20 protein-coding genes are annotated in these 24,893 nt (G+C 63.1%); 9 read left to right on the top strand and 11 right to left on the bottom strand.

The window, feature by feature from the left end; translation table 11 throughout:
- Nucleotides 1–66: 66 nt before the first annotated feature.
- Nucleotides 67–3,306, top strand: coding sequence for a PAS domain-containing protein (locus IGS61_RS01090; protein WP_230537633.1), 3,240 nt, complete (start codon nucleotides 67–69; stop codon nucleotides 3,304–3,306).
- Here the strand turns inward: IGS61_RS01090 and IGS61_RS01095 are convergent.
- The 4 genes from IGS61_RS01095 to IGS61_RS01110 are packed head-to-tail and all read right to left on the bottom strand — an operon-like array spanning nucleotide 3,300 to nucleotide 11,747.
- Nucleotides 3,300–6,185, bottom strand: a complete 2,886-nt coding sequence (locus IGS61_RS01095; protein WP_230537634.1) for a hybrid sensor histidine kinase/response regulator — start codon at nucleotides 6,183–6,185, stop codon at nucleotides 3,300–3,302. The two genes, IGS61_RS01090 and IGS61_RS01095, sit on opposite strands and share 7 nt — an antisense overlap.
- Before the next feature lie 7 nt (nucleotides 6,186–6,192).
- A complete protein-coding gene (locus tag IGS61_RS01100; protein ID WP_230537635.1) occupies nucleotides 6,193–7,383 on the bottom strand; it encodes a hybrid sensor histidine kinase/response regulator in 1,191 nt (396 codons plus the stop codon).
- A complete protein-coding gene (locus tag IGS61_RS01105) occupies nucleotides 7,373–8,254 on the bottom strand; it encodes a CheR family methyltransferase (RefSeq protein ID WP_230537636.1) in 882 nt (293 codons plus the stop codon). The genes IGS61_RS01100 and IGS61_RS01105 overlap by 11 nt, the downstream gene beginning before the upstream one ends.
- A 13-nt stretch (nucleotides 8,255–8,267) precedes the next feature.
- Nucleotides 8,268–11,747: a response regulator gene (locus IGS61_RS01110; RefSeq protein ID WP_230537637.1), complete on the bottom strand. Its 3,480-nt coding sequence runs from the start codon at nucleotides 11,745–11,747 to the stop codon at nucleotides 8,268–8,270.
- A gap of 282 nt (nucleotides 11,748–12,029) precedes the next feature.
- Here IGS61_RS01110 and IGS61_RS01115 point away from each other — a divergent pair, with 282 nt between their 5' ends.
- Nucleotides 12,030–12,482 carry an Hsp20/alpha crystallin family protein gene (locus IGS61_RS01115; protein WP_230537638.1) on the top strand — a complete coding sequence of 151 codons (453 nt, stop codon included), beginning with the start codon at nucleotides 12,030–12,032 and terminating at the stop codon, nucleotides 12,480–12,482.
- An 84-nt stretch (nucleotides 12,483–12,566) separates the two neighbouring features.
- Here IGS61_RS01115 and IGS61_RS01120 read toward each other — a convergent pair whose 3' ends face one another.
- Nucleotides 12,567–13,913: an MFS transporter gene (locus IGS61_RS01120; protein ID WP_230537639.1), complete on the bottom strand. Its 1,347-nt coding sequence runs from the start codon at nucleotides 13,911–13,913 to the stop codon at nucleotides 12,567–12,569.
- A gap of 217 nt (nucleotides 13,914–14,130) precedes the next feature.
- Here IGS61_RS01120 and cyoA point away from each other — a divergent pair, with 217 nt between their 5' ends.
- The 7 genes from cyoA (at nucleotide 14,131) to IGS61_RS01155 (ending at nucleotide 20,920) form a co-directional block, all read left to right on the top strand.
- A complete protein-coding gene (cyoA, locus tag IGS61_RS01125; protein ID WP_230537640.1) occupies nucleotides 14,131–15,114 on the top strand; it encodes a ubiquinol oxidase subunit II in 984 nt (327 codons plus the stop codon).
- A gap of 90 nt (nucleotides 15,115–15,204) precedes the next feature.
- Nucleotides 15,205–17,208, top strand: coding sequence for a cytochrome o ubiquinol oxidase subunit I (cyoB, locus tag IGS61_RS01130; protein WP_230537641.1), 2,004 nt, complete (start codon nucleotides 15,205–15,207; stop codon nucleotides 17,206–17,208).
- The gene (gene cyoC, locus IGS61_RS01135; RefSeq protein WP_034788486.1) at nucleotides 17,201–17,839 is read left to right on the top strand and encodes a cytochrome o ubiquinol oxidase subunit III; all 639 of its coding nucleotides are present in this window, start codon (nucleotides 17,201–17,203) and stop codon (nucleotides 17,837–17,839) included. The genes cyoB and cyoC overlap by 8 nt, the downstream gene beginning before the upstream one ends.
- Nucleotides 17,836–18,222, top strand: a complete 387-nt coding sequence (cyoD, locus tag IGS61_RS01140; protein WP_034788483.1) for a cytochrome o ubiquinol oxidase subunit IV — start codon at nucleotides 17,836–17,838, stop codon at nucleotides 18,220–18,222. The genes cyoC and cyoD overlap by 4 nt, the downstream gene beginning before the upstream one ends.
- A gap of 77 nt (nucleotides 18,223–18,299) precedes the next feature.
- Entirely contained in the window at nucleotides 18,300–19,061 is a 762-nt protein-coding gene (locus IGS61_RS01145; protein WP_329958029.1) for an SURF1 family protein, read from the top strand.
- Entirely contained in the window at nucleotides 19,045–20,394 is a 1,350-nt protein-coding gene (locus tag IGS61_RS01150) for an ATP-binding protein (RefSeq protein ID WP_230537643.1), read from the top strand. The genes IGS61_RS01145 and IGS61_RS01150 overlap by 17 nt, the downstream gene beginning before the upstream one ends.
- The gene (locus tag IGS61_RS01155; RefSeq protein ID WP_034788474.1) at nucleotides 20,384–20,920 is read left to right on the top strand and encodes a response regulator transcription factor; all 537 of its coding nucleotides are present in this window, start codon (nucleotides 20,384–20,386) and stop codon (nucleotides 20,918–20,920) included. Before IGS61_RS01150 ends, IGS61_RS01155 begins: the two co-directional genes overlap by 11 nt.
- On the opposite strand, the gene IGS61_RS01160 is transcribed toward IGS61_RS01155, so the two are convergent.
- From IGS61_RS01160 to IGS61_RS01185, 6 genes are all read right to left on the bottom strand, one after another.
- Nucleotides 20,921–21,592, bottom strand: coding sequence for a hypothetical protein (locus IGS61_RS01160; RefSeq protein ID WP_230537644.1), 672 nt, complete (start codon nucleotides 21,590–21,592; stop codon nucleotides 20,921–20,923).
- Nucleotides 21,593–21,866: 274 nt separating this feature from the next.
- Nucleotides 21,867–22,361, bottom strand: coding sequence for a GNAT family N-acetyltransferase (locus tag IGS61_RS01165; RefSeq protein ID WP_230537645.1), 495 nt, complete (start codon nucleotides 22,359–22,361; stop codon nucleotides 21,867–21,869).
- On the bottom strand, nucleotides 22,358–22,726 hold the full coding sequence (locus IGS61_RS01170) for a hypothetical protein (RefSeq protein WP_230537646.1): 369 nt from the start codon (nucleotides 22,724–22,726) through the stop codon (nucleotides 22,358–22,360). Before IGS61_RS01170 ends, IGS61_RS01165 begins: the two co-directional genes overlap by 4 nt.
- 159 nt (nucleotides 22,727–22,885) lie before the next feature.
- Nucleotides 22,886–23,251: a hypothetical protein gene (locus IGS61_RS01175; protein ID WP_230537647.1), complete on the bottom strand. Its 366-nt coding sequence runs from the start codon at nucleotides 23,249–23,251 to the stop codon at nucleotides 22,886–22,888.
- A 24-nt stretch (nucleotides 23,252–23,275) separates the two neighbouring features.
- On the bottom strand, nucleotides 23,276–24,073 hold the full coding sequence (gene phnE / locus IGS61_RS01180) for a phosphonate ABC transporter, permease protein PhnE (RefSeq protein WP_230537648.1): 798 nt from the start codon (nucleotides 24,071–24,073) through the stop codon (nucleotides 23,276–23,278).
- Nucleotides 24,070–24,882 (bottom strand): PhnE/PtxC family ABC transporter permease, encoded by an 813-nt coding sequence (locus IGS61_RS01185; RefSeq protein WP_230537649.1) that lies wholly within the window; start codon nucleotides 24,880–24,882, stop codon nucleotides 24,070–24,072. The genes phnE and IGS61_RS01185 overlap by 4 nt, the downstream gene beginning before the upstream one ends.
- Between the last annotated feature and the right edge of the window lie 11 nt (nucleotides 24,883–24,893).

Genomic DNA, 24,893 nt, shown 5'->3' on the forward strand with positions numbered 1-24,893 from the left:
GCATAGGGCCGCGTGGCGGCAGAGATCAAGCGGCATGCTGTTTTCCTCCTGCAAGAGCGTTGCCCCATGGTATATTTCGGCATCAGTTTTCCCCTTATCGACACGGTGCACGCAAACAACATTCTTTCCTTGCTGGACGCCGAGCATAGTGCGCTGGGCAGCATCGCGGCAGGCGCCGACCTGGCCCATGCACTGGAACACTTGTTGCTGGCGCTGCAAGACCTGGCCGAGGGCGGCGCGCACGCCTGTCTCGTGCTCATCGACGAGGCCGACCGCTTTTGCGGCTTGTCCGCGCCCAGCCTGCCGCAAGACCTGTGCCTGGCCCTGCGCCACGGCGGCGACCAGCCGTCCCCGTTCGGCATGGCCGCCTTTTCCGGCGCGCCCGTGTATTGCGGTGACATCACGCGCGACGTGCACTGGAGCGCGGGACGCAAGGAAGCCATGCTGCACGGCTACCGCGCCTGCTGGGTCGCTCCCGTCTTCGGCGCCAAGGGCCATATCCTGGGCGTGCTGGGCCTGTTTTTCCAGGCGCCATGCCATCCCACCCAGCCCGAGATCGAATTGCTGGCGCTGGCCGCGCGCGTGGCCGCGCATGTGATCGAGCGGGGCCAGCTGGAAAAATCGCTGCACGACAGCCGCGAACACTTCCATTACGCCATCGAGCTGAACACGCAAGTGCTGTGGACGGCCGACCTCGACGGCAAGCTCGACTATGTGGCGCAGCGCTGGCGCGACTGGACGGGAGGCAGCGGCCTCGCTACCAGCTGGCTCGATGCCATCCATCCCGAGGACGTGCCCCGTACACTGGCGGCGTGGAGCGAAGCGGTGGGCAGCGGCCAGCCGCTGGACCAGGAAATGCGCGTGCGCCGGCAGGACGGCCGCTACCGCTGGGTGCATTCGCGCGCCTACTGCCGGCTCGACGAGCGGGGCCAGCCCGTGAAATGGTACGGCTCCTGCGAGGATATCGACGAACACTGGCAGGCGCGCAACGCTTTGCTCGACAGCGAAGCGCAGTTCCGTTCGCTGGCCTCGACCATGCCCAACCAGGCCTGGCTGGCGCATGGCAGCGGCGCCACCTACTGGGTCAACCAACAGGTGTGCGAATACACGGGGCAATCGATGAAGTCGCTCGTGTCCACCGGTTTTCGCCAGTGCGTGCACCCGGACGACGTGCAAGCCACGCAAAAAAGCTGGGAGCGGGCCGTCGCCACCGCCAGCGCCTACGAACACGAGTTCCGCATGCGCCGCGCCAGCGACGGCGCCTACCGCTGGTTCCTGGCGCGCGCCTTGCCCCTGTTCGACGAGGCAGGCACGGTGCTGCGCTGGGTGGGCACGAATACGGACGTGCAGGAACAGAAGAACGTGCTGGAAAAGATGGCCTACCTGAATTCTTCGCTGGAAGTGGAAATGGCCAACCGCACGGCCGACCGCGACCGCATGTGGCGGCTGTCGACCGACATCATGCTGGTGGCGGACCTGGCCGGCATGATCATCGCCGTCAATCCCGCCTGGAGCAAGATCCTCGACCGGCCTGAAATTGAATCGCTGGGCATGGATTTTATCAGCCTTGTGCATCCCGACGACCGCATGGCGGCCTTGAAGGACTTGTCGCGCCTGGCCCATGGAGCGCCCACCTTGCGCATGGAAAACCGCTACCGCCGGCGCGATGGCGGCTACCGCTGGATTTCCTGGACGGCCGTGCCGGCGCAAAAGCTGATCCACGCCATCGGCCGCGACGTCACGGACGAGAAGGAGGCGCGGCTGGCGCTGGTGCGCAGCGAGCAAGCCTTGCTGCAGGCGCAGAAGCTGGAATCGATCGGTAAGCTGACGGGCGGCGTGGCCCACGATTTCAACAATGTGCTGCAAATCATTTCCGGCAATCTGCAACTGCTGAAACTGACGGTGTCCGACAATCCGCAGGCGGCCAGGCGCCTCGATTCGGCGGCCTCGGCCGTCGAACGGGGCGCCAAGCTGTCGTCGCAACTGCTGGCCTTTGCGCGGCGTCAACCGTTGAAGCCGCTGGTGACGGACCTGGGCCGGCTGCTGCGCCGCATGCATGAGCTGATCCGCCGCGCCCTGGGCGAAGCGATTGCCGAGGAAACCTTCATCAGCGAAGGCTTGTGGCATACCCTGGTCGACCCGAACCAGATGGAAAACGTGCTGTTGAACATGGCCATCAACGCGCGCGACGCGATGGAGAAGGGCGGCCGGCTCACGTTTACCTTGAGTAATGTCACGCTCGATGCCGCCTACGCCAGCCTGCATGCCGATGTGCTGGAAGGGCAATACGTGCTGCTGACCATCACGGACACGGGCCATGGCATGGAGCGCGACGTGATCGACCAGATTTTCGAGCCGTTCTTTACCACCAAGCGCGAAGGCGAGGGCACGGGCCTGGGCCTGTCCATGGCCTACGGCTTCATCCGCCAGAGCGCGGGCCATATCAAGGTGCACAGCGCGCCCGGCGCCGGCACGACGTTCAAGATATATCTGCCGCGCTCGCTGGAAAAGCTGGCCGAACCGCCGCCGGGCCTGACGGGCCCCGTGCTGGGCGGCGGCGAGACCATCCTCGTGGTGGAAGACGATGCTCCGGTGCAACACACGGTGGTCGACATGCTGCGCGGCCTCGGCTACGACGTGCTGCATGCGGACGACGGCGCCTCGGCGCTGGCCCTGCTGGGCACGGGCGTGGCTATCGACCTGCTGTTTACGGACGTCGTCATGCCCGGTCCCGTCAGCAGCAAGGAGCTGGCGCAGCAGGCGAAATTGCTGCTGCCCGAGCTGGCCGTGCTGTTTACGTCAGGCTATACGCACAACGCCATCATGCAGGGCGGGCGGCTGGACCCGGGTGTCGAGCTGTTGAGCAAGCCCTACCAGCGCGAAGACCTGGCGCGGCGCCTGCGCCACCTGCTGGCCGACCGCCGCCTGGTGGGCGCGCCCGACCCTTCCGGGCGGCGCATCCTGCTGGTGGAAGACAACGACGATGCGCGCGAAATGACCACGGAAATGCTCAATATGCTGGGCCACACCGTGCATGGCGTGGCCAGCGCGGAAGCGGCCATGCCGCTCCTGGCCATGCCGGGCCTGGACGTGCTGGTGACGGACATCAGCCTGCCCACCATGTCCGGCCTGGAACTGGCGCGCCATGCGCGCGCGCACTGGCCGCAGCTGGAGGTGGTGTTTGCTTCCGGGCACGACTGGGGAGCCAGCCTGATGCAGGACGCCAGCGCGCGCTTCCTGCGCAAGCCGTTCGGCCTGGAAGAGCTGGCCGGCGCACTGAAGGCGCGCCGGCTCGACGTCTACTGATTTGGCGGCAGCAAGGCCCGCTGCAATTGCTCGACGGTAAATGGTTTCACCAGAAAGCGCGCCTGCGGGTCCAGCACGCCGGAATTGGCGGGGGAGTGGCCCGTGGAAAACACCACTTCCAGCTGCGGCTGTTCGCGCGCCGCCCGTGCGGCCAGCTCGGCGCCCGACATCCGCGGCAGGCTGATATCGGTCAGCAGCAGTTCCAGTCCCGGCGTAGCCAGCAGGGGCAGGGCTTCCTCGGCCGTGCCTACGGCCAGCACCGTGTGTCCCAGCATGGCCAGCAGGTCGCCCGTCATGGCGCGCGCATCGGCATTGTCTTCCACCAGCAGGATATGCCTGCCCTCCGGCCGCGCCGGAGCGGCCTGCGGCGCCAGTTGCGCGCGGTACTGGTGCAGGGCCGTCACGTGCTGGCGGTTGGCCAGCAGGTGGCGGATGCGCCGCGCCAGGTCTTCGCGCCGGTAGGGCTTGCTCAACAGTTCCACGCCCGGTTCCAGCCGGCCGCCCTGCATGATGGCGTCCTGCGTGTAGCCCGAGGTGAACAGCACGGCCAGCTTCGGCAGCAGCACGCGGGCCTGGCGCGCCAGTTCCGTGCTGGCCACCTTGCCCGGCATCACCACGTCCGTAAACAGCAGGTCGATGGGCACGCCGCTGCCGACGATGGCCAGCGCGCTTTCGCCATCGCTGGCGCGCAGCACGGCGTAGCCGAGGCCGCGCAGCATGTCGACCACCGTCGTCTGCACCTGCACGTCGTCTTCCACGACGAGGATGGTTTCCTTGCCGCCCAGCACGGGGCCGCCCAGTTGCAGCGGCAGTTCCGTTTCCGCTTCGAGCGAGCGCGGCAGGTAGATGCGGAAGGTGCTGCCATGGCCGGGCACGCTGTCCACCGTCAGGTGGCCGCCGCTCTGGCGCAGGAAGCCGTATGCCATGCTCAAACCGAGTCCCGTGCCTTCGCCTTCGCTTTTGGTCGTGAAGAACGGTTCGAAAATCTTGTCCAGCAGCTCGGCGGGAATGCCCGTGCCCGTATCCGAGACGGCCAGCTGCACGTAGTCGCCGGGCGTGACGTCCGCATGGCGGGCCGCGTAGGCACTGTCCAGCACGCTGTTGCCCAGTTCGATGGTCAGCTGGCCCTGGCCGGCCATGGCGTCGCGCGCGTTGATGGCCAGGTTGAGGATGACGTTTTCCAGCTGGTGCGGGTCGACCAGGGCGCGCCAGCAGTCGTCGGCCAGCAGCAAGCGCGTTTCGATGCTTTCGCCCGTGGCGCGCCGCAGCAGGTCTTCCGTGGCGCGCAGCAGCTGCGCCAGGTCCGTTACCAGCGGTTTTAACGGTTGACGCCGCGCAAAAGCCAGCAGCTGCGCCGACAGCTTGGCGCCCCGTTCCACGGCGGCCGAGGCGCTGGCGATGCGCTTCGCGGCCAGCGGGTCGTCGTCCAGGCCCAGCTGCAGCAACTGCAGATTGCCGGAGATAATTTGCAGGACATTATTGAAATCATGGGCCACGCCGCCCGTCAGCTTGCCCAGCGCTTCGAGCTTTTGCGATTGCAGCAGCGCCATTTCGCTGTGGCGCAAGGATTCCTGCATGCTGCGCAAGGTGCTTTCCGCTTCCTTTTCCAGCGTGACGTGGCGCCCGGTGGCGAACACCAGGTCGCCTTCGCTTGCTGCCACCCACGACAGCCAGCGGTGGCCGCCCTCGCGGTGCCGGTAGCGGTTTTCAAAGCTGGGGATGGATTCCTTGCTTACCTGCAACAAGGCCTGGCGCGTGGCGGCGGCATCCTCGGGCAGCACGAAGTCGAACAGGCTGCGGCCCAGCATTTCCTCGGGCAGCCAGCCCAGGATGGCGCTGGCGGCGGGGTTGACGGCGGCAAAGCAGCCGTCGGCATCGATGGCCACCATCAGGTCTTGCGCGCTGCGCCACAGCCGCTCGCGCTCGCTGTTGCGCGCGGCCAGTTCCGCTTCCAGCTTCTTTTCCACGGTGATGTCGCGCGCGCTGCAATACACCTTCTCGCCCTCGGGCACGGCCACCCACGACAGCCAGTGCCAGCCGCCCAGCTTGTGGCGGTAGCGGTTTTCGAAACGCAGCGCCGGCTGGCCCTGGTTGGCCGCTTCCCAGGCCGCATGGGTGCGCGGCAAGTCTTCGGGATGGATCAGTTCCAGGAAGCGCGTCGTGCGGATTTCCTCCGCCGACCAGCCCAGCGTGGCTTGCCAGGCGGGGTTCGAGTGCTCGAAATAGCCGTCCAGGTTGAGCACGCCCAGCAAATCGGGGCTGACGTTCCAGGTGCGGCCGAATTCGCGCGTGCGCTCGGCCACCTGCGTTTCCATGCTGGCACTGAGGGCGCGCAGCCGCGCTTCCGCCTGCGCCCGCAAAATGGTCGACCAGACCCGTTCCGACACTTGCACGGCCAGTTCGATCTCGTCCGCATGCCACAGCCGCGCCGCGCGGCTGTGCACGACGAACAGGGCCGCCAGCCGGCCCTCCTTGGCAATGGGAATATTCAGGAAGGCGCGGATGCCCAGGCGCGCGAATGTGGCCAGCGCGGCCGGCATGGCCGTGCGCGGGTCGCTCGCCACATCGCTGACGGCAAGCGCCTGGCCGGCCGCCAGCGCCTCGGCCAGGCGGGCCGCATAATCGCCGAGGAAATATTCGCCGGCGGCACCGGGCGCCAGGCCGTCGCTCCACGCATGCTGCAGGGTAGGGCATTGCAGGGTCTGGTCGATATTGAAACAGGCCACTTGCTGGGCGCCCAGGCGCTGTCCCAGCAGCTGCGCCGACAGGGAAAGGATGTCGCCCGTGTCTTGCAGCAGCCGCAGCCGGCGTTCCAGCTGCAACAGAAAGGCGACGGCGCTGGCGCCGGTCTGGCTGCTGGAGGCGGGTGTGCTGCTCATGGGGGCCTCAGCTGCCGGCCAGCGGCAGGGTGACGCTGAACAGGGCGCCATTGCCGGGCTGGCTTTGCAGGGTGATGGCGCCGCCATGCGCATCGACCAGCTGCTTGGTGATGAACAGGCCCAGGCCCAGGCCGCCCGTGCGGTCCTGGTGCATGACGCGCTCGAAGGCGTCGAAGATGCGTTCCTGGTCGCGCGCGTTGATGCCGATGCCATGGTCGCGCACTTCGATGACGGCGCTGTTCTGCGTGTGCGCCAGGCTGATCTCCACGGGCTGGCCCTGGCCGTAGCGCACGGCGTTGCTGATCAGGTTGACAACGATCTGCTCGACGCGGAAGGCATCCCAGTAACCGTGGATGGCTTCGAAGGCCAGCACTTCCAGCACGCTGCCCGTGGCGGCCGCACACGGCGCCAGGTCGTCGGCCACGCGGCGCACCAGGCTGGTCAGGTCGACGGCTTCGCGGCGGATCGACAGCTTGCCGCTGGTGATGCGCGAGACGTCGAGCATGTCATCGATCAGGCGTACCATGCTGCGGATTTGCCGCCCGTCGCGCGCCACCATCTTGCCCAGCTTGTCAGGCTCGAAGGCGGCCAGGTTGCCCCGTTCGAGGTTGACGGTGCGCATCTGCGTTTCCAGGAACAGCGTATTGAGCGGCGTGCGCAGTTCGTGCGCCACCATGGACATGAATTCGTCGCGCAGGCGCAGCGAACGCTGCAGCTCTGCCTGCGTGGCGCGTAATTCTTTCAATAACGCTTCCTGCTGCTGGCGGCTGTGCTCGAGCGCCTGCACCTGGCGCCGCGTCTCGCTGCGCTGCTGGTGCAGGGCAACAAAAACGTTGACCTTGCTTTGCACGGCATTGATGTCGAGCGGCTTGTGCAGGAAATCGACGGCGCCGCTTTCATAGCCCTGGAAGGCGAAATTCATTTCCTTGCCGGCCGCCGTGACGAAGACGATGGGGATGTGGCGCGTCTTTTCCGTGCCGCGCATCAATTGCGCCAGCTCAAAGCCATCCATTTCCGGCATTTGCACGTCGAGGATGGCCAGCGCGAAATCGTGCTCCAGCAGCAGGGCCAGCGCTTCTTCGCCCGAGGAGGCCTGGTAGACGCTGCGGTCGCTCTCGCGGATCAGCGCATTGAGCGCGCGCAAGTTTTCCGGCAAGTCGTCGACGATCAGCAGTTTGGTGCTTGTTTCATTCATCATGTTTCATTCCTGGCATGTGCCGTCCAGCGTAATGGGAAGCGGCGTGCGACGGCGCACGCTTGCGGTAGAGCTTTTCGGGACCCGGCAAGGGTTCGAAGTCGGCGGCAAAGCGCGTGAAATGCGTGCTTTCCTTGCTGCCCAGGCCCAGGAAACCCCGGTGGCACAGTGAATCGTGGAACAGGCCCAGGGCCCGTTCCTGCAAGGTTTTGTTGAAGTAAATCAGCACGTTACGGCAGCAAATCAATTGCGTTTCAATAAAAACGCTGTCCGTGGACAGGCTGTGGTCGGCAAAGTTGATCCTGTCGAGCAAGTGCTGCTGGAAACGCGCCGTGGCATGCTCGACCGTGTAGTACTCGGCCAGCTGGCCCAGGCCGCCCGCGGCCAGGTAGTTGTCGCCGTAGTCGGCCATGCGGTGCAGCGGGTATACGCCGCGCGCGGCCGTGGCCAGCGCTTGCGGATTGATGTCGGTGGCGTAGATCGTGCTGCGTTCGAGCAAGCCTTCCTCGTGCAGCATGATGGCCAGCGACAGCGCTTCTTCGCCCGTGCAGCAGCCGGCCACCCAGATGGTCGGCGACGGGTAGGTTTTCAGCACGGGCACGACGTGTTCGCGCAGGGCGAGGAAAAACGCCGGGTCGCGGAACATTTGCGTGACGGGCACAGTCAAAATCTGCAGCAGCTTGCCAAAGGCGGCCGCGTCGTCCAGCACCAGCTGCTGCAAGGCGGGCAGGTCGGCGCAGTGGAAGCGCTCGAGCGCCTGGTTCAGGCGCCGGCGTTGCGAGGGCAAAGAGTAGTCGCGAAAATCATAGCTGTAGCGCTGATAGATCGCTTCCATCAGCGCGTGCAGTTGCGCGTCCGTGGTGCGCAGGGACATCAGTATCGCTCCATCACATGCGTTCCATCTTCGGCATCCACACGCGCAGCAGCGAATACAGGCGGTCCAGGTCGATCGGCTTGGCCAGGTAGTCGGAGGCGCCCGCCTGCAGGCATTCTTCCTGGTCATTCTTCATGGCCTTGGCCGTAATCGCAATGATGGGCAGCTTGTTGTAGCGGCCATCGGCGCGGATCAGGCGCGTCGCTTCCAGGCCATCCATGCCCGGCATCATGACATCCATCAACACCAGGTCGATATCGTCCACGCTGTTGAGCTTGCTGATGGCTTCGAAGCCGTTGCGGCCGATTTCCACCACCACGCCTTTCTGTTCCAGCGCATTCGTCAGGGCAAAGATGTTGCGCACGTCGTCGTCCACCAGCAAAATCTTGCGCCCTTCAAACACGCGCTCGCGGCTGCGCACCTGCTGCAGCATGCCCTGGCGTTCGCTCGACAGTTCCGATTCCACCTTGTGCAGGAAGAGGGTGACTTCGTCGAGCAGGCGTTCGGGCGAGCGGGCGCCCTTGATGATGATCGAGCGCGAATACTTCATCAGGTCCGCCTCTTCCTCGCGGCTCAGGTTGCGGCCCGTGTAGACGATGACGGGCGGGAACGAGCACAGCTCTTCATGTTCCATGCGTTCGAGCAATTCGTTGCCCTGGATATCGGGCAGCTTCAGGTCGATGATCATGCAGTCGAAAATCTGTGTCTTCAGCAATTCCAGCGCCTGTTCGCCCAAGGCCACGGCCGTGATTTCCACGTCGTCGTCGCTGATCAGGTGGACCACGCTTTCGCGCTGGCGTTCGTCATCCTCGACCAGCAGGATGCGCTTCATCTGCTGCGTAAACTTCGATTCGAGCTTGCGGAACACTTCCTTCAATTGCTCGCGCGTGCGCGGCTTGGTGGCGTAGCCGATGGCGCCCAGCTGCATGGCTTCCTGGATCTGGTCGTTGCCGGAGACGATGTGCACGGGAATGTGGCGCGTCAGCGGGTTTTCCTTCAATTGCTGCAAGACCAGCAAGCCCGGACGGTCCGGCAAGCCCATGTCGAGCAGGATGGCGTCGGGCAGGAATTCTTCCGCCAGGCGCAAGCCTTCATCGGCGCCGTGCGCCACCAGGCAGCGGTATTGCATTTCATGTGCGAGGTCGAACAGGATGCCGGCAAACGACGGTTCATCCTCGATCACCAGCACGGAACGCTGGCCCGTCTTGACGGCGGGCACACTGTCGCGGTCATCCTGGAAGGTGGGCAGCGGCACGGGCTTGGCGGCGGGCGCCGCCTTCGGCGCGGCGGCGGTTTTTGCGGGCGCTTGCGGTGCGGCGGCGGGGGCGCTTGGCGTTTCCACCAAGCGTTCCGGCATCATGGCCGGCAGCACCAATGTAAACGTGCTGCCCTGGCCCGGCGTGCTGGCCAGCTCGATGCTGCCGCCCAGCAAGGCGGCCAGGTCGCGCGAAATCGACAGGCCCAGGCCCGTGCCGCCATAGCGGCGGCTGGTGGTGCCGTCCGCCTGGTGGAAGGCGTCGAAAATCTTGTGCTGCTGGTCGTCGGCGATGCCGATGCCCGAATCCTGCACCTGGAAGCGCACCTGGCCGGCCGCATCGGCGCTCACGTGCAGGGACACGGTGCCCGCATCCGTAAACTTGATGGCGTTCGACAGCAGGTTCTTCAGGATTTGCTCGAGGCGCTGGCGGTCGCTGACGAAGGACGGCGGCGTGTCCGGCGCCACCTTGACGTCAAATACCAGTTTCTTTTGCTGCGCCTGGGCGCCGAACAGCATCTTCATGCTGCTGAGCAGCTCGTCGAAGGGCACGGCGTCCGGCGTCAATTCCAGCTTGCCCGCCTCGACCTTGGAAATGTCGAGGATGTCGTTGATGAGGGTCAACAAGTCGTTGCCGGCCGAATAAATGGTTTGCGCAAACGTCACTTGCTCCGGCGTCAGGTTGCCGCTGCTGTTGTCTGACAGCAGCTTCGACAGGATGAGCGAGCTGTTCAGCGGCGTGCGCAGCTCATGCGACATGTTCGCCAGGAATTCGGATTTGTAGCGGCTGGCCCGCTGCAGCTCGTCCGCGCGCGCTTCCAGCTGGGCGTGCGCCTCGACGATGGCCATGTTTTTCTGGTCCAGCGACAGCGCCTGCACGGCCAGCTGTTCGTTCGACTGCTCCAGCGCCGCCTTTTGCTCTTCCAGGTGGGCTTGCGACTGTTCCAGCACGCGCGACTGCTCGCCCAGCTCTTCATTGGCCGTGCGCAGCTCTTCCTGCTGCACTTCCAGCTCTTCGTTCAGTTGCTGGGTTTCTTCCAGCACGTTTTGCAGGCGCTGGCGGTACAGGGCCGCTTCCAGCGAGGTGCCGATATTCGCGCCAATCAGGTTCAGCCATTCCTTGGCGCGGGCGCTGACGGGATGCGTAAAGCCCAGTTCGATGACGCCGTTGACGACGCCTTCATTGTTGACGGGCGCCAAAACCAGTTCCAGCGGTGCGCCGCTGCCCAGGCTCGACGTCACGGTCAGGTAATTCTCGGGCACTTGCTGCACATGCTTGAGGCGCTTTTCGCGCGCCGTCTCGCCCACCAGGCCTTCGCCCAGCTTGAACACCTGTTTTTCCTTCACGCCCTGTTCGTTGAAGCCGTACACGGCCGTGCGGCGCAGGCTGCCGTCTTCATCGACGACGTACAGGGTGGCGACGGCCACTTCCAGCCGGTGGGCGAGGAAATCGAGCACGTGCCGTCCCAGCTGCGGCAGGCCCAGCTGGCCGCTCGTGTGGGCCGCCAGCTCCGTCTGTCCCGTGCGCAGCCACGCCTGTTCCTGCAGCACGTCGTTGTCCTTGCTCCGCTGTTCCAGCGCTTCATTGTAGATATCGGACAGGCGCAGCAGTTCGCGCCGTCCCAGATAGGCAAGCAAGCCCGACATGCCCAGGCTGAGGACGAGGAATACCGCCACGGCCAGCATGGTGCGGCCCTCGGCCGTGTCGGCCCGTTCCTGGCGCAGCCGTTGCTCCATGGACAGGAAAGTGAGGAATTCGCGGCGGATTTCATCGAATTCCAGCTTGCCTTCGCCCTGGCGCACGCGCGCGAGGAATTCCTGGTTATTGCGGCGCTGGCCGATCACTGCTTCCGCGTACTCCATCCACTGGCCTTGCAGCGCGCGGATGCGGCGCAAGCGGTCCACCTGGATGGGGCTGTCGGACACGAGTTCGAGCAGGGTGCTCATTTCCACGGCGATCTTTGCCTTGCCCGACTTATATGGCGCCAAAAACGTTTCATCGCCCGTCAGCAGGTAGCCGCGCATGCCTGTTTCCAGGTCGACGGACAGCTTCATGACTTCGTTGGCGTTGCCGATCACCCGTTCGGAATGCTCGACCGAGCGCAGGGCCGACAGCAGGTAGGCGATCAGGCCGACAAACACGAGGGCGGTGACGACCCCGATGACCAGCGGCAAGGTGACGTTGCGGGCGAGGATGCGGCGAAAGCTGAAGGAGTCGATCGGGGTCTTGGTATTCATCATGTCCGTGTAAGGCTGTCGCGAAAAAATCAATTTTAATTGAAATGCAAGTTTTCTGGTGGTCAAGCATAGCGTGCGCTAGCATAACAGCCTTGCGCTCAATTGCCGACTTGCAAGCCTGTGCAAAGCGCGGCAACGCACAGAGCAAAGTAGCGAAAAAATCAAGCTTGCCACGATTGAGGCAGATCAACGAGATTGGCGGTTCGCATCCTAAGATGCAGGAGGTGGCGGCGTCCCCGCGGACGGCCGCCGTGTGCAAACCAGCCTTTGCAGGAGGACATCATGGCTAATCAATTGATCCGTCGCGATACGCAAAACCCGCTGGCACGTTTCGACCCGTTCAGCGACATGGAAGAATTCATGCATGACTTTTTTGCGCCCGCCTTGCGCTTGCGCGAAGGGGGCACGTCGCGCATGCGCGTCGACATTTCCGAAACCGAGCAAGCCTATCAGGTGCAGGCGGACATTCCAGGCGTCAACAAGGACGATATCAAGGTCTCCATCGACGGCAACCGCGTCTCCATCAGTGCCGAACTCAAGGATGAAAGAGTGACGCGCGACGGCGGCGGCAAGACCGTGCGCAGCGAACGCGAGTACGGCCAGCACTACCGCAGCTTCGTGCTGCCGCACGAGGTGGACGAGGCCGGTGCGCAGGCCCGCTACGAAAACGGCGTGCTGCTGCTGGACTTGCCGAAGAAAGAGGGCACGGGCGGGCGGCAGCTGGCGATACAGTAAGCCTGGCCAAGGCCCGGGCATGAAAAAACGCCGGACGGTGCCGGCGTTTTTTCAGTGCGGTGCACGCTACCCACTATATATATGTCAGTCGCGGATTTCCAGCGCCCGGTTCAGGCTCAGCGCGGCCAGCGAGGCGACGGCGCCCGACAGCAGGTAGAAGCTGACATAGGCGAGGCCGAAGTTGGCCGACAGGCCCAGCGCCACCAGCGGAGCGAAGCCGGCACCGACCAGCCAGGCCAGGTCGGACGTCAGGGCCGCGCCCGTGTAGCGGAAGCGGGCAGGGAAGTTGGCCGTCACGGCGCCGGCTGCCTGGCCGTAGGACAAGCCCAGCAGGCTGAAGCCGACGAGGATGAACACGTCCTGGCCCGTATTGCCGCCGCCCATCAGGGTCGGCACGAAGGCGCTGAAGATGGCGATCAGCACGGCCAGCACGCCCAGGGTAGTGCGGCGGCCCACTTTATCGGCCAGCAAGCCGGAAATTACCACGCCGACGGCGGCCAGCACGGCGCCCAGCATCTGGATCTGCAGGAAGTCCGAAGCGGAACGCGTCTGGTAGACGGAAATCCATGACAGCGGGAACACGGTCACCAGGTGGAACAGGGCGTAGCTGGCCAGCGCGGCGAGGGCGCCGATCAGCACGTTGCGGCCCTGGCCGCGGCCCATTTCAAACACGCTCACGGGCTGCAGTTCGCGTTCGTCGAGCAGGCGCGCATATTCATTTGTCGACACCAGGCGCAAGCGGGCAAACAGGGCCACCACGTTGATGGCGAAGGCCACATAGAAGGGATAGCGCCAGCCCCAGTCGAGGAATTCCTCATCCGTCAGGGTGGTCAGCATGAACCAGAACAGGCCGGCAGCGATCAGGAAGCCGGCGGGCGCGCCCAGCTGGCCCAGCATGGCGTACCAGCCGCGCTTGTTTTCCGGCGCGTTCAGGGCCAGCAGCGACGGCAAGCCATCCCAGGAACCACCGAGCGCCACGCCCTGGCCGATGCGCAGCACGGACAGCCAGACGATGGCGGCAAAGCCCAGGTGGGCGTAGGTCGGCAGGAAGGCGATGCCGGCCGTCGACACGCCCAGCAGGAAGAGGGCGAACGTCAGCTTGGCGCTGCGCCCCATGCGTCGCTGGATCTCCATGAAGATCACGGTGCCGAACGGACGGGCGATGAAGGCGAACGAGAAGATCAGGAAAGCATATAATGTGCCCTCCAGGCGTTCTTCGAACGGGAAGAAGACGCGCGGAAACACCAGCACCGAAGCGATGGCGTAGACAAAGAAGTCAAAGTATTCGGAAGCGCGGCCGATGATCACGCCGACGGCGATCTCACCGGGGTCGATATGCGATTCGACCGTGCCGGCCCCGCGTGCGTCGCGCAGGGAGTGGGGGGAAAAGTCGGCGGGTACGTCCCCGCTGTGTGTGCGCGTGCTGGACATGATGATCGTCTCCAATATAGTTTCGAGTTCGGCCAACGCGTAACTTACCCCGGGTGTCTCACGCCCGGAGTAGGACTATTCAATAGATAGCTGTAGGAAAACTCCTCAACCACCAAGTGAAAATCCGAGCAAGGGGTAGGACAAAACGTCCAATTGCCAACGCGCTCCAGTGAGAATACAGTACCATATCTTCATCCCCTGTACTGGACTTTCCTGTATGTTTTCATTAAAAGTTCGTCGCGGACTGCTTCTTTTACCTCTCGCATTGTTGGCTGGTTGCAATACGGTGGTACTGAATCCGTCTGGCGACATCGCAGTTCAGCAAGGCAATCTGATTGTCATCTCGACATTGCTGATGCTGTTGATTATCGTTCCGGTAATCGCCCTGACCCTGCTGTTTGCATGGCGCTATAGAAAAAACAATACCGCGGCCAAATACGAGCCGGACTGGGACCACTCGACTCGCCTCGAGCTGATCATCTGGGGCGCGCCCCTGCTGATCATCATCGTGCTGGGCCTGCTGACCTGGATCAGTACCCACACCCTCGATCCATACCGCCCATTGAGCCGTATCGACGCCAACCGCCCGATTCCTGCCAGCCACAAACCGATGATCGTCGAAGTCGTGGCCCTGGACTGGAAATGGCTGTTCATCTACCCGGAGCAAGGCATCGCTTCCGTGAATGAACTGTACGCGCCCGTCGACCGCCCGATCCGCTTCAAGATCACCGCCTCGTCCGTCATGAACTCGTTCTTCATCCCCGCACTGGCAGGTCAGATCTACGCCATGCCTGGCATGGAAACGCAGTTGAATGCCGTCATCAACAAGCCTGGTGTGTACAAGGGCTTCTCCGCGAACTACAGCGGTGCCGGTTTCTCGGGCATGCGCTTCAAGTTCCACGGCGTGAATGATGCGGACTTCGACAAATGGGTGGAATCGGCACGTGCCGGTGGCGGCGCGCTGAACCGCGACGACTACCTGTCGCTGGCCCAGCCTAGCGAACGCGATCCGGTGCGCCGCTACAGCGCCGTGCCTAACGATCTGTACAAGGCAATTCTGAACCGCACCATCGTTTCCGACGCCCTGTGCGTGACGCCGGTCGAGCCATACAAATTGACGATGGCAAAAAGCCCGGTAGCGGCCGTAACGGCAGTAGTCGCTAGCGATGCAGTCGTGGAAAAGGGCGTTCAAGCCAAGTAACCACTGCATGAATCCCGCAGCGCATCGTAGTGGCGCTGCAGATACTGGCGCCGCTTGCCTGGCGCCTCCCTTTTTTCTCTGAGAGTAACAATGCTAGACCATATTGATCTGACGAAGCTTATATTCGGCCGTCTGACTTGGGATGCAATTCCATTTCACGAACCTATCCTGCTGGCGACCTTTGCAATGGTCGCCCTGGGCGGTATCGCACTCGTTGCGGCACTGACGTATTTCCGCGTCTGGGGTACCCTGTGGCGCGACTGGATCACCAGTATCGACCATAAAAAAATCGGTATCATGTACATGATCCTGGGCCTGGTCATGCTGCTGCGCGGCTTTGCCGACGCGCTCATGATGCGTACCCAGCAGGCGATCGCCTTCGGCGACAATGCCGGCTTCCTGCCACCGCATCACTACGACCAGATCTTCACCGCCCACGGCGTGATCATGATCTTCTTCGTCGCGATGCCTTTCGTGACGGGTCTGATGAACTACGTGGTGCCGCTGCAAATCGGCGCGCGCGACGTGGCTTTCCCATTCCTTAACAACTTCAGCTTCTGGATGACCACCATGGGCGCCGCCCTGGTCATGGCTTCGCTGTTCGTCGGCGAATTCGCCCGCACGGGCTGGCTGGCCTATCCGCCGCTGTCGGGCATCGTCGGCAGTCCGGACGTGGGGGTAGACTATTACATCTGGTCCTTGCAGATTGCCGGGGTCGGGACGCTATTGTCCGGTGTCAACCTGATCGCCACCATCGTCAAGATGCGCGCGCCAGGCATGACCTGGATGAAAATGCCTGTCTTCACCTGGACCGCACTGTGCACCAACATCCTGATCGTCGCCGCCTTCCCGGTGCTGACGGCTGTTCTGGCCATGCTGTCGCTGGACCGCGTTGCCGGCTTTAACTTCTTCACGACGGAACTGGGCGGCAACGCCATGATGTACGTCAACCTGATCTGGATCTGGGGTCACCCGGAAGTCTACATTCTGATCCTGCCGCTGTTCGGCGTGTTCTCGGAAGTGGTCGCCACGTTCAGCAGCAAGCGCCTGTTCGGCTACGCCTCGATGGTGTACGCCACCTGCGTCATCATGATCCTGTCGTACCTGGTATGGCTGCATCACTTCTTCACCATGGGTTCGGGCGCCAGCGTCAACTCCTTCTTCGGCATCACGACGATGATCATTTCGATCCCGACGGGCGCGAAGATCTTCAACTGGCTGTTTACCATGTACCGCGGCCGTATCCGCTTTGAACTGCCGATGCTGTGGACGATCGGCTTCATGGTCACCTTCACCATCGGCGGCATGACCGGCGTCTTGCTGGCCGTACCTCCAGCGGACTTCGTGCTGCACAACAGCCTGTTCCTGATTGCCCACTTCCATAACGTGATTATCGGCGGCGTGGTGTTCGGCGTGTTTGCTGCAATTAACTACTGGTACCCGAAAGCCTTCGGCTACAAGCTCGACGCGTTCTGGGGCAAGTGCTCGTTCTGGTTCTGGTTCGTCGGCTTCTACCTGGCCTTCATGCCGCTGTACGTGCTGGGCCTGATGGGCGTGACCCGCCGTGTCAACCACTTTGAAGATCCATCGCTGCAAATCTGGACCATCATCGCCTGGTTTGGCGCCGTCTCGATCGCGCTGGGCATCGCTTCCATGCTGATCCAGTTCTTCGTCAGCTACCGCAACCGTCACGCCCTGCGCGACGTGACCGGTGACCCATGGGGCGGCCGTACGCTGGAATGGTCGACGTCGTCGCCACCGCCAGACTATAATTTCGCCTTCACGCCGCAAGTGCACGAACTCGATGCATGGACTGACATGAAGAAACACGGTTACCAGCGTCCGACGTCCGGTTTCACGAAGATCCACATGCCGAAGAACACCTGGGCTGGTTTCGTGATCGCCGCACTGTCCGCACTGGTCGGTTTTGGCCTGATCTGGCAAATGTGGCTCGTCGCCGCCGTCGGCTTCGTGATCATGATGATTGCCATCATCGTCCATACCTTTAACTACAAGCGCGATTACTACATTCCTGCGGAAGAAGTCATCCGTACCGAAGACGCTTATACTAAATTGCTGAGCAGCCATGTCTGATACCATCGCCCATAACACCGGCGCCGCTGGCGCCGCACCAAGCACGCGCAGCTACTTTGTGCGCGAGCACCACCCGGAAAACGGCAGCTTGCTGGGTTTCTGGCTCTACCTGATGAGCGATTGCCTGATCTTCGCCTGTCTGTTCGCCACGTACGCCGTGGTCGGCCGCAGCTATGCGGACGGCCCGACGGGCGCCGCGCTGTTCGACCTGCCGCTGGTGGCCGTCAACACGGCCATGCTGCTGCTGTCGTCGATCACCTACGGCTTCGCCATGCTGGCCATGCAGCGCAAGCAATTGCGCAGCACCCTGGTCTGGCTGGGCATCACGGGCCTGTTCGGCCTGGCCTTCCTGTCGCTGGAAATGTATGAATTCATTCATCTGATCCACGAAGGCGCCGGTCCGCAGCGCAGCGCGTTCCTGTCCTCGTTCTTCGCCCTGGTCGGCACCCACGGCTTGCACGTGACGTTCGGCGTGATCTGGCTCGTGACCCTGATGTTCCAGTTGAACAAGCATGGCCTGACCCCGGAAAACGGCCGCCGCATGATGTGCCTGTCGCTGTTCTGGCACTTCCTGGACGTCATCTGGATCGGCGTCTTCACCTTTGTCTACCTGATGGGAGTGCTGCCATGAGCGACCACCACACACACGGCGATAGCCACCACCATGACAACCACGATCATGGCAGCCTGAAAAGCTACGCGATCGGTTTCATCCTGTCGGTGATCCTGACGGCCATTCCATTCTGGCTGGTGATGACGAAAGCCATCACCAACTCGGGCACCATGGGCCTGGTCCTGCTGGCGTTCGCGGCCGTTCAAGTGGTGGTGCACATGGTGTACTTCCTGCACATGAACACCAAGTCCGAAGGCGGCTGGAACATGATGGCGCTGATCTTCACGATCATGATCGTGGGCATCGCCATGGCCGGTTCCCTGTGGGTCATGTACCACATGAACCACAACATGATGCCGGATCTGATGCCTGAGTACATGCATACGAAAACGGCTCCATGATGAGTCAAACGCGCCCAGACAGCACCGGGCGCGCCCCTGGCGCCGCATCGCAAGATGCCGCGCCAGGCCCACGCGGCATGGCTGTGCATTATTCAAAAATTGCGCTAGCCTTGCTGGCGGGGATCTTGTTTGCCGGTTTCTGTATCCTGGGAACCTGGCAAGTCAAGCGCCTCTTCTGGAAGCTTGACCTGATCGAGCGCGTCGAACAACGCGTACATGCGCCCGCAACGGACGCACCTGGACCCGCAGCCTGGGCCAGTATCACGCCTCAAACGGATGAATACCGCCATGTGCGACTCTCCGGTACCTATCTCCCCATTTTCAATACCCTGGTGCAGGCAACGACGGCACTGGGCAGCGGCTATTGGTTAATCACGCCCTTGCGCCTGGCCGACGGCAGCACCGTACTCGTCAACCGCGGCTTCGTGGCCAAGCGCGCCAGCATCGGCGCCGGCACGCCGCCCGGCATCGTCGAGGTCGACGGCTTGCTGCGCATCAGCGAGACGGGCGGCGGTTTCCTGCGTGAAAACAGTCCCGCCACGCAGCACTGGTATTCGCGCGACGTGGCCGCCATCGCGGCCTCGCACATGCTCGCCAACGTGGCGCCATATTTCGTCGACGCGAAAGAAAAGTCGGAAACGGCCAGTGACTCCCCCGTCGGCGGCCTGACCGTGATCTCGTTCCACAACAGCCACCTCGTGTATGCGCTGACGTGGTTCGCGCTTGCCTTGATGGTAGCCGGTATCACGTGGTGGATCGTGCGCGAGGATAAACGCCGCCGCGCACGTGGCAAGAAGCTTGATCCATCGCAAGAAAGCGACCATGCCGGGCAGGATTGAGATCCTGCCCAACCGCGAGGTCTTAGAACGCGGCGCCGTGGCGGCCGAGATGGAACATCCGGCCGGCCACCAGAACATGAAGCTGCTGATCCAGTTGCGCTGGCTGGCCGTGATCGGCCAGATCAGCACGATTTTCGGCGTGGGCGTGGGACTGGGCATCGCCTTGCCCGTGCCCTACATGCTCGAAGTGCTGTCCTGCCTCATCGCCTTCAATCTGGCCAGCCTCTTGCGCTGGCACGAACGCCAGCCCGTCTCGAACACGGCGCTGTTCCTCGCCTTGCTGGTCGACGTCACCGTGCTGACGGCCCAGCTCTACCTGAGCGGCGGCATCAGCAACCCGTTTGCCTTCCTGTATCTGTTGCAAGTCATCCTCAGCGCCGTGCTGCTGGAAGTGTGGTCGACGTGGATCATGGTGGCCATTACGAGCCTGTGCCTGGCCGGCCTGGCCTTGCTGCCCGGTCCGCTGTTCCTGCCCATCGACCCGGAGCGGGGCTTTTCCAGCCTGTACGTGCAGGGATTATTGATCTGCTTTGCGCTGAACGCCGCCTTGCTGGTGCTGTTTATTACGCGCATCAACCGCAACCAGCGCGCCGGCGACGCCAAGGTGGCCGACTTGCGCCAGCGCGCGGCGGAAGAAGAGCACATCATCCGCATGGGCTTGCTGGCCTCGGGCGCCGCGCACGAACTGGGCACGCCGCTGGCGACCTTGTCCGTCATCCTCGGCGACTGGCGCCGCATGCCGGAACTGAGCAAGAACAGTGAATTGCTGGAAGAAATCACGGAAATGCAGGCACAGTTGCAGCGCTGCAAGAGCATCGTCAGCGGCATTTTATTGTCGGCGGGCGAGGCTCGCGGGGAATCTTCCGTGAAAACGACGATCAATACCTTCCTCAACGACCTGGTGGACGAGTGGCGCAGCAGCCGCCCGATCCAGGGTTTCGAGTACGATAACCGCATCGAGCACGACGTACCCGTCGTCTTCGATTCGACCCTGAAACAAACCATCTGCAATGTGCTCGACAATGCGCTGGAAGCGTCGCCCGAGTGGCTGCGCTTCGAAGCGACGCGCGAAGCGGACGCCCTTCATCTGGTCATTACCGATGCGGGCCCCGGCTTCGAGCCGTCGATGCTGACGCACCTGGGTAAACCGTATCAAAGCAGCAAGGGCAAGCCCGGCGGCGGCCTCGGGCTGTTCCTGGTGGTGAATGTCGCGCGTACCTTGGGTGGTACGGTGACGGCCCGCAACCGGGTGCAGGGCGGGGCGGTGGTGCACCTGGCCTTGCCGCTGGCGGCCATCAAACTGGAAAGAGAAAGCGACCACCATGCAGGATGACCGTCTGTTACTGATCGTGGAAGACGACGCCGCGTTTGCCCGCACCCTGGGCCGCTCGTTCGAGCGGCGCGGCTACCAGGTCATCCTGGCCACCAATTTCGACGAGGCAAGCGCCTTGCTGGAGCAGCATTGCCCCGACTACGCCGTGGTCGATTTGAAGCTCAACGGCAATACCTCGGGCCTGGCCTGCGTGCAGATGCTGCACCAGCACGACCCGGAAATGCTGATCGTCGTGCTGACGGGCTACGCCAGCATCGGCACGGCCGTCGAAGCCATCAAACTGGGCGCTTGCCAGTACCTGGCGAAACCATCGAACACGGACGACATCGAAGCGGCCTTCGGCCACGTGGCCGGCAACGCCGACATCGAACTGACCAATCGCGCCACCAACATCAAGACCCTGGAATGGGAACGCATCCACGAAATGCTGGCCGAGACGGATTTCAATATCTCGGAAACGGCGAGAAGGCTGGGCATGCACCGGCGCACCCTCGCGCGCAAGCTGGAAAAGCAGCGGGTGAAATAGTCACTGCGCAGTTTGGTCGTTGTCGAATGCCAATTCGATCATACTGTCGTCGCTCCAGTCCTGCTCCCGCAACGGCGGCGTGAACGACGTGCCGCTAAAGGGCACGGGCGCGCTCTTGCCATTAAAACTGATCGTTGCCGCCGTGATGCGCCGTGGTTCCGAAAAGCTGTAGGTTCCCTTTTGCGACACGAAATTGCACGGCCCGCCCAGCGCGCCCATCGCCGTGCGCATGGCGAAAGGCAAGGTTTCCTTGTCGATGGCCCAATGGACTTCGCAGGCCAGCCGCAGGTCGCCCAGGCGGCGCAGCGTGTCGCTGGTCGCCGCACTGCGGATGTAGGGTATCCACCTGACCGAGCCCGCCTTGCGGTTCACGGTCAGCTCGGCCTTGTCATACAGCGGACCCTGCTCGACGGGCAAGCTGAAGATGTTGCGCTCGCCCAGCGGTATCGCCATGCCCGCCTCGTCGCTTTCCAGCCGCAGCGCGATGGCGTGCATGTCGACGTCGGGACGGCGCGGCTCGAGGAGGAATTTCAATTCGGCGTCGGGCGCCAGCGCATGTTTTTCCTCGAAGCGTTTAATGCCCTTGAGCATGGCACTGTAAGGCTTCCAGTCCGGGTCGCGGATGCCTTTCACGTTGACGGACGCCGCCGCATCCTGCCCGGCCTGTTCCACGGCTGGTTCCGTATCAGCGCAAGCTTGCGCCGCAGCACCGCACAAACACAGCAAAAGCCCCGCTCTTTTAATGGCACGCATACCTGATCTTTCTATTCATGAATGAAAACGCGAGTGTAGAAAAAAACACCGGCATGAGCAGGTTTTTAAGACAGAGCGTCAATTGGGATGAATGAAGTGCTTGAAACCGCTGTTTTCCCGGATTCGATGGCAAGATATGTCCAGGCCGCAGACTGGCCGGATACATAGCAAATTCCGGCCGAAAATAGGGCCATTATGCTGGCGCCCGCCATTCCATCTTCTGCACCTGGATATGCGGATGGCTTTCCAGCGCTTCCCATTCCGGCAAGAAGACAAAGCCCTGTTTCAGGTAAAACGCGGCCGCGCGGGCATTTTCTTGCGCCACGTCGAGCACCAGCCGGGAATGGCCGTTGTCCACGGCGCATTGTTTCACGGCCCCGACCAGGCCTTGCGCCACGGCCAGGCCCCGGTATTCCGGATGTACCCACATGGCGATCAGATGGCATTCGCCACTGCCGGCCACCACTTGCGCGGCCAGGCCGATGGCTTGTTCTCCGTCAAAGGCGAGGAAAAAGGTGCGCTGTGGCGTGCTGACGGCGCGCTGCTGCCAGTCGGCGTCCGAAAAAGCGGCCGCGCTGGCGTGGCTGGCGCCAAAGGCCGTGGGGGCGTCAAGCAGGGCGGCCAGGCGCGTGGATTTCAGCGCCGGCCAATCGGCGGCGCTGGTGGGGCGAATGACGATGCGGTTCAAATCTGTGACATTTCTTCACTGGTGGGCACGGCCGTGGACGAGGAAATCTTCTTGTACGCTTCCGCCAGCATCGTGACGGTCGCCACGTCGTTCACGCTGCGCGCCTCGATGACTGTCTCGCCCGCAGCGATGGTGATGTCGCCGTTCGCATAGCTGGCGGGATAGCGCCGCTCGGTGATCTTGTTGGTCAGCACATTGCGCGCGTAGCGCAGCGCCACGAGCCGCTCGCCTTCCTGCCTGATGACGACATAATTGGGCACGGTGGTGCGTTCCAGTTTCCAGGTGCCGATGAAGTCTTCGACGGGGGCGGCGGCGGCGTGCAGCGAGCAGCAGGCGGCGAGGGCGCCCAGGAGCAGTTTTTTCATGGTGTTGACAGCCTATGCAAAAGTGGCCTGCGGTGCAGGAAAATACGTCACATATGCTTGAATGGCGTGGCGCTACGCTCCATGCGTCGCCCGCCATTTAAGTATTTGGCAATATTAACAGGTACGCGGGCTTGCGCATTCGTATTTTTTGCGTGCGACCTAAGACTGGTCCCACACTTCAATGCTCAGCAGTTGCCCGGGCGCGCACGCGGCAATACGCTGCGGATGCACGGTGATGCTGCCGGGCCAGCCCGTGAGCTTGTCTTGCGGAAATTCCCCATCCTGCGCTTCGGCGATGCCCGCCAGCAACAGGGGCGCGATGACATCCGCCGAGGCCGTGTAGCGGTTGGGGAAGCCGTTGAACGTCAGCTGGCTCGCCTTGCCTTGCAGGCACAATTGCGCGATCCAGTCGGCGCCGAACAGGCCCGCTTCCCAGCTGGCGAGAAATGCGTCCTTGTTGATTTTCGTCATATCGGCCATTTGCTCCGGCGTTTCTGTCGAGATAATCGTCCACCAGCCTGACATGGGCATTCCTTGTAAAAGTGAAAATTAACGGGTCATGGCGCGGCGCAGCAGGTAGCTGAGGCCATCGACGGCGGCCACCATCAGCAGCATGGCGACGATGACGGTGGCGGCGTTCTGCATCTGGAACAGCGATAGATGGTATTTCAGCATCTGCCCCAGGCCGCCCGCGCCGACGACGCCGAGGATGGCGGCGGCGCGGATATTGTTTTCCCAGCGGTATAGCGTATACGACATCATTTGCGGGCTACACTGCGGCAAGGTCGCATACAAAAAGGCCACGGCGGGCCGCGCGCCGTTGATGCGCAAGGTCGCCGCCGGCAGGGGCGGGCAATTCTCGAAGGCATCGGCAAACAAGCGGCCCAGCACGCCCACCGTGTGCAGGGCCAAGGCCAGGGTGCCCGCGAATGGCCCCAGGCCGGCGGCGATCAGCAAAATCGAGGCCCACACCAGTTCGGGAATGGAGCGCAGCACGTTGAGCACGCCGCGCGTGGCGTTGCGCGCCAAGTGACCAAAACGGCCGCTGGCAGGCAGGGCCAGCAGTGCGCCCAATACGGCTGCAATCACCGTGCCGATGGCCGACATGGCCAGGGTTTCAAAGGTGGCAACGCCGACTTTCATCAGGAAGGGGCTGGCCAGCTCGGGCGGGGCGAAGCCGTGCAGGAAGTCGGCGCTCGTGCGCACGGCGTCGGCACTGAAGAATTCTCCCCATTTCAGGGGCAGGGTGACGAAGCTGGCGATGACCAGCAGCAGCAAACCGGCCAGCAAGGCCCAGGTCGACCAGCGCACGGGGGCAGGGACGGGCAACATCGGTTCCGTCTTCATGCCAGCCTCCGGCGCAGCATGGCGGACACGGCGTCGGCGCCCGCCACCAGCAGCACGAACACCATCAGCATGGTGGCCAATTCATTGCCGGCCATCATCTTCATCGATTCATCCATGCGCTGGCCCAGGCCGCCCGCGCCGACAAAACCCATGACGACGGAGCCGCGGATCGCGCATTCCCAGCGGTAGATCGTGTACGACACCAGTTCCGCCGCCGATTCGGGCAGGGCGCCGTACAGCAAGGCTTTCAAGCGGCCGCTGCCGTTGTTCAATAAGGCATTGCAGCCGGACGCATCCGACGATTCGAGGATTTCCGCATACACCTTGCCCAGCATGCCGCAATAGGTAAGCGCGATGGCGATCACGCCCGCCGTCGGTCCCAGTCCCACGATGCGCACCAATAGTAATGCCCACACCAGTTCCGGCACGCTGCGCAGCAGCACCAGCAGCGCGCGCACGCCATGGCGCAGGGCGGCGGCCAGCGGTGAAACCTTGCCGGAGCCGATGCGCGAAATCGACAAACGCTCCGTCACCAGCAAGGTCAAGGGAATAGCGCCCAGCATCGCCAGCGCCATGCCGGCCGTGGCCATGGCGACGGTTTCCCAGGCGGACGTGGCCACCAGTTGCAAAAATTCCGGCGAGTGGGCGGGCGGCACGAAGCTGGAAATAAACTGCCAGGTGGCCGCCAGGCTTTGCGCATCCCATAAAATCCACGGCTTGAACTCTGCCTGCACCAGCATCGGCCACAGCACGAGCAGCACGATGGCGGCGCCGGTCAGGCGGCCGCGCCAGGCGGGGTCGCGCGGCATGGCGGTATTCT

Origin of the sequence: Janthinobacterium sp. FW305-129, assembly GCF_020858115.1 — a bacterium.
Lineage (GTDB): Bacteria > Pseudomonadota > Gammaproteobacteria > Burkholderiales > Burkholderiaceae_D > Janthinobacterium.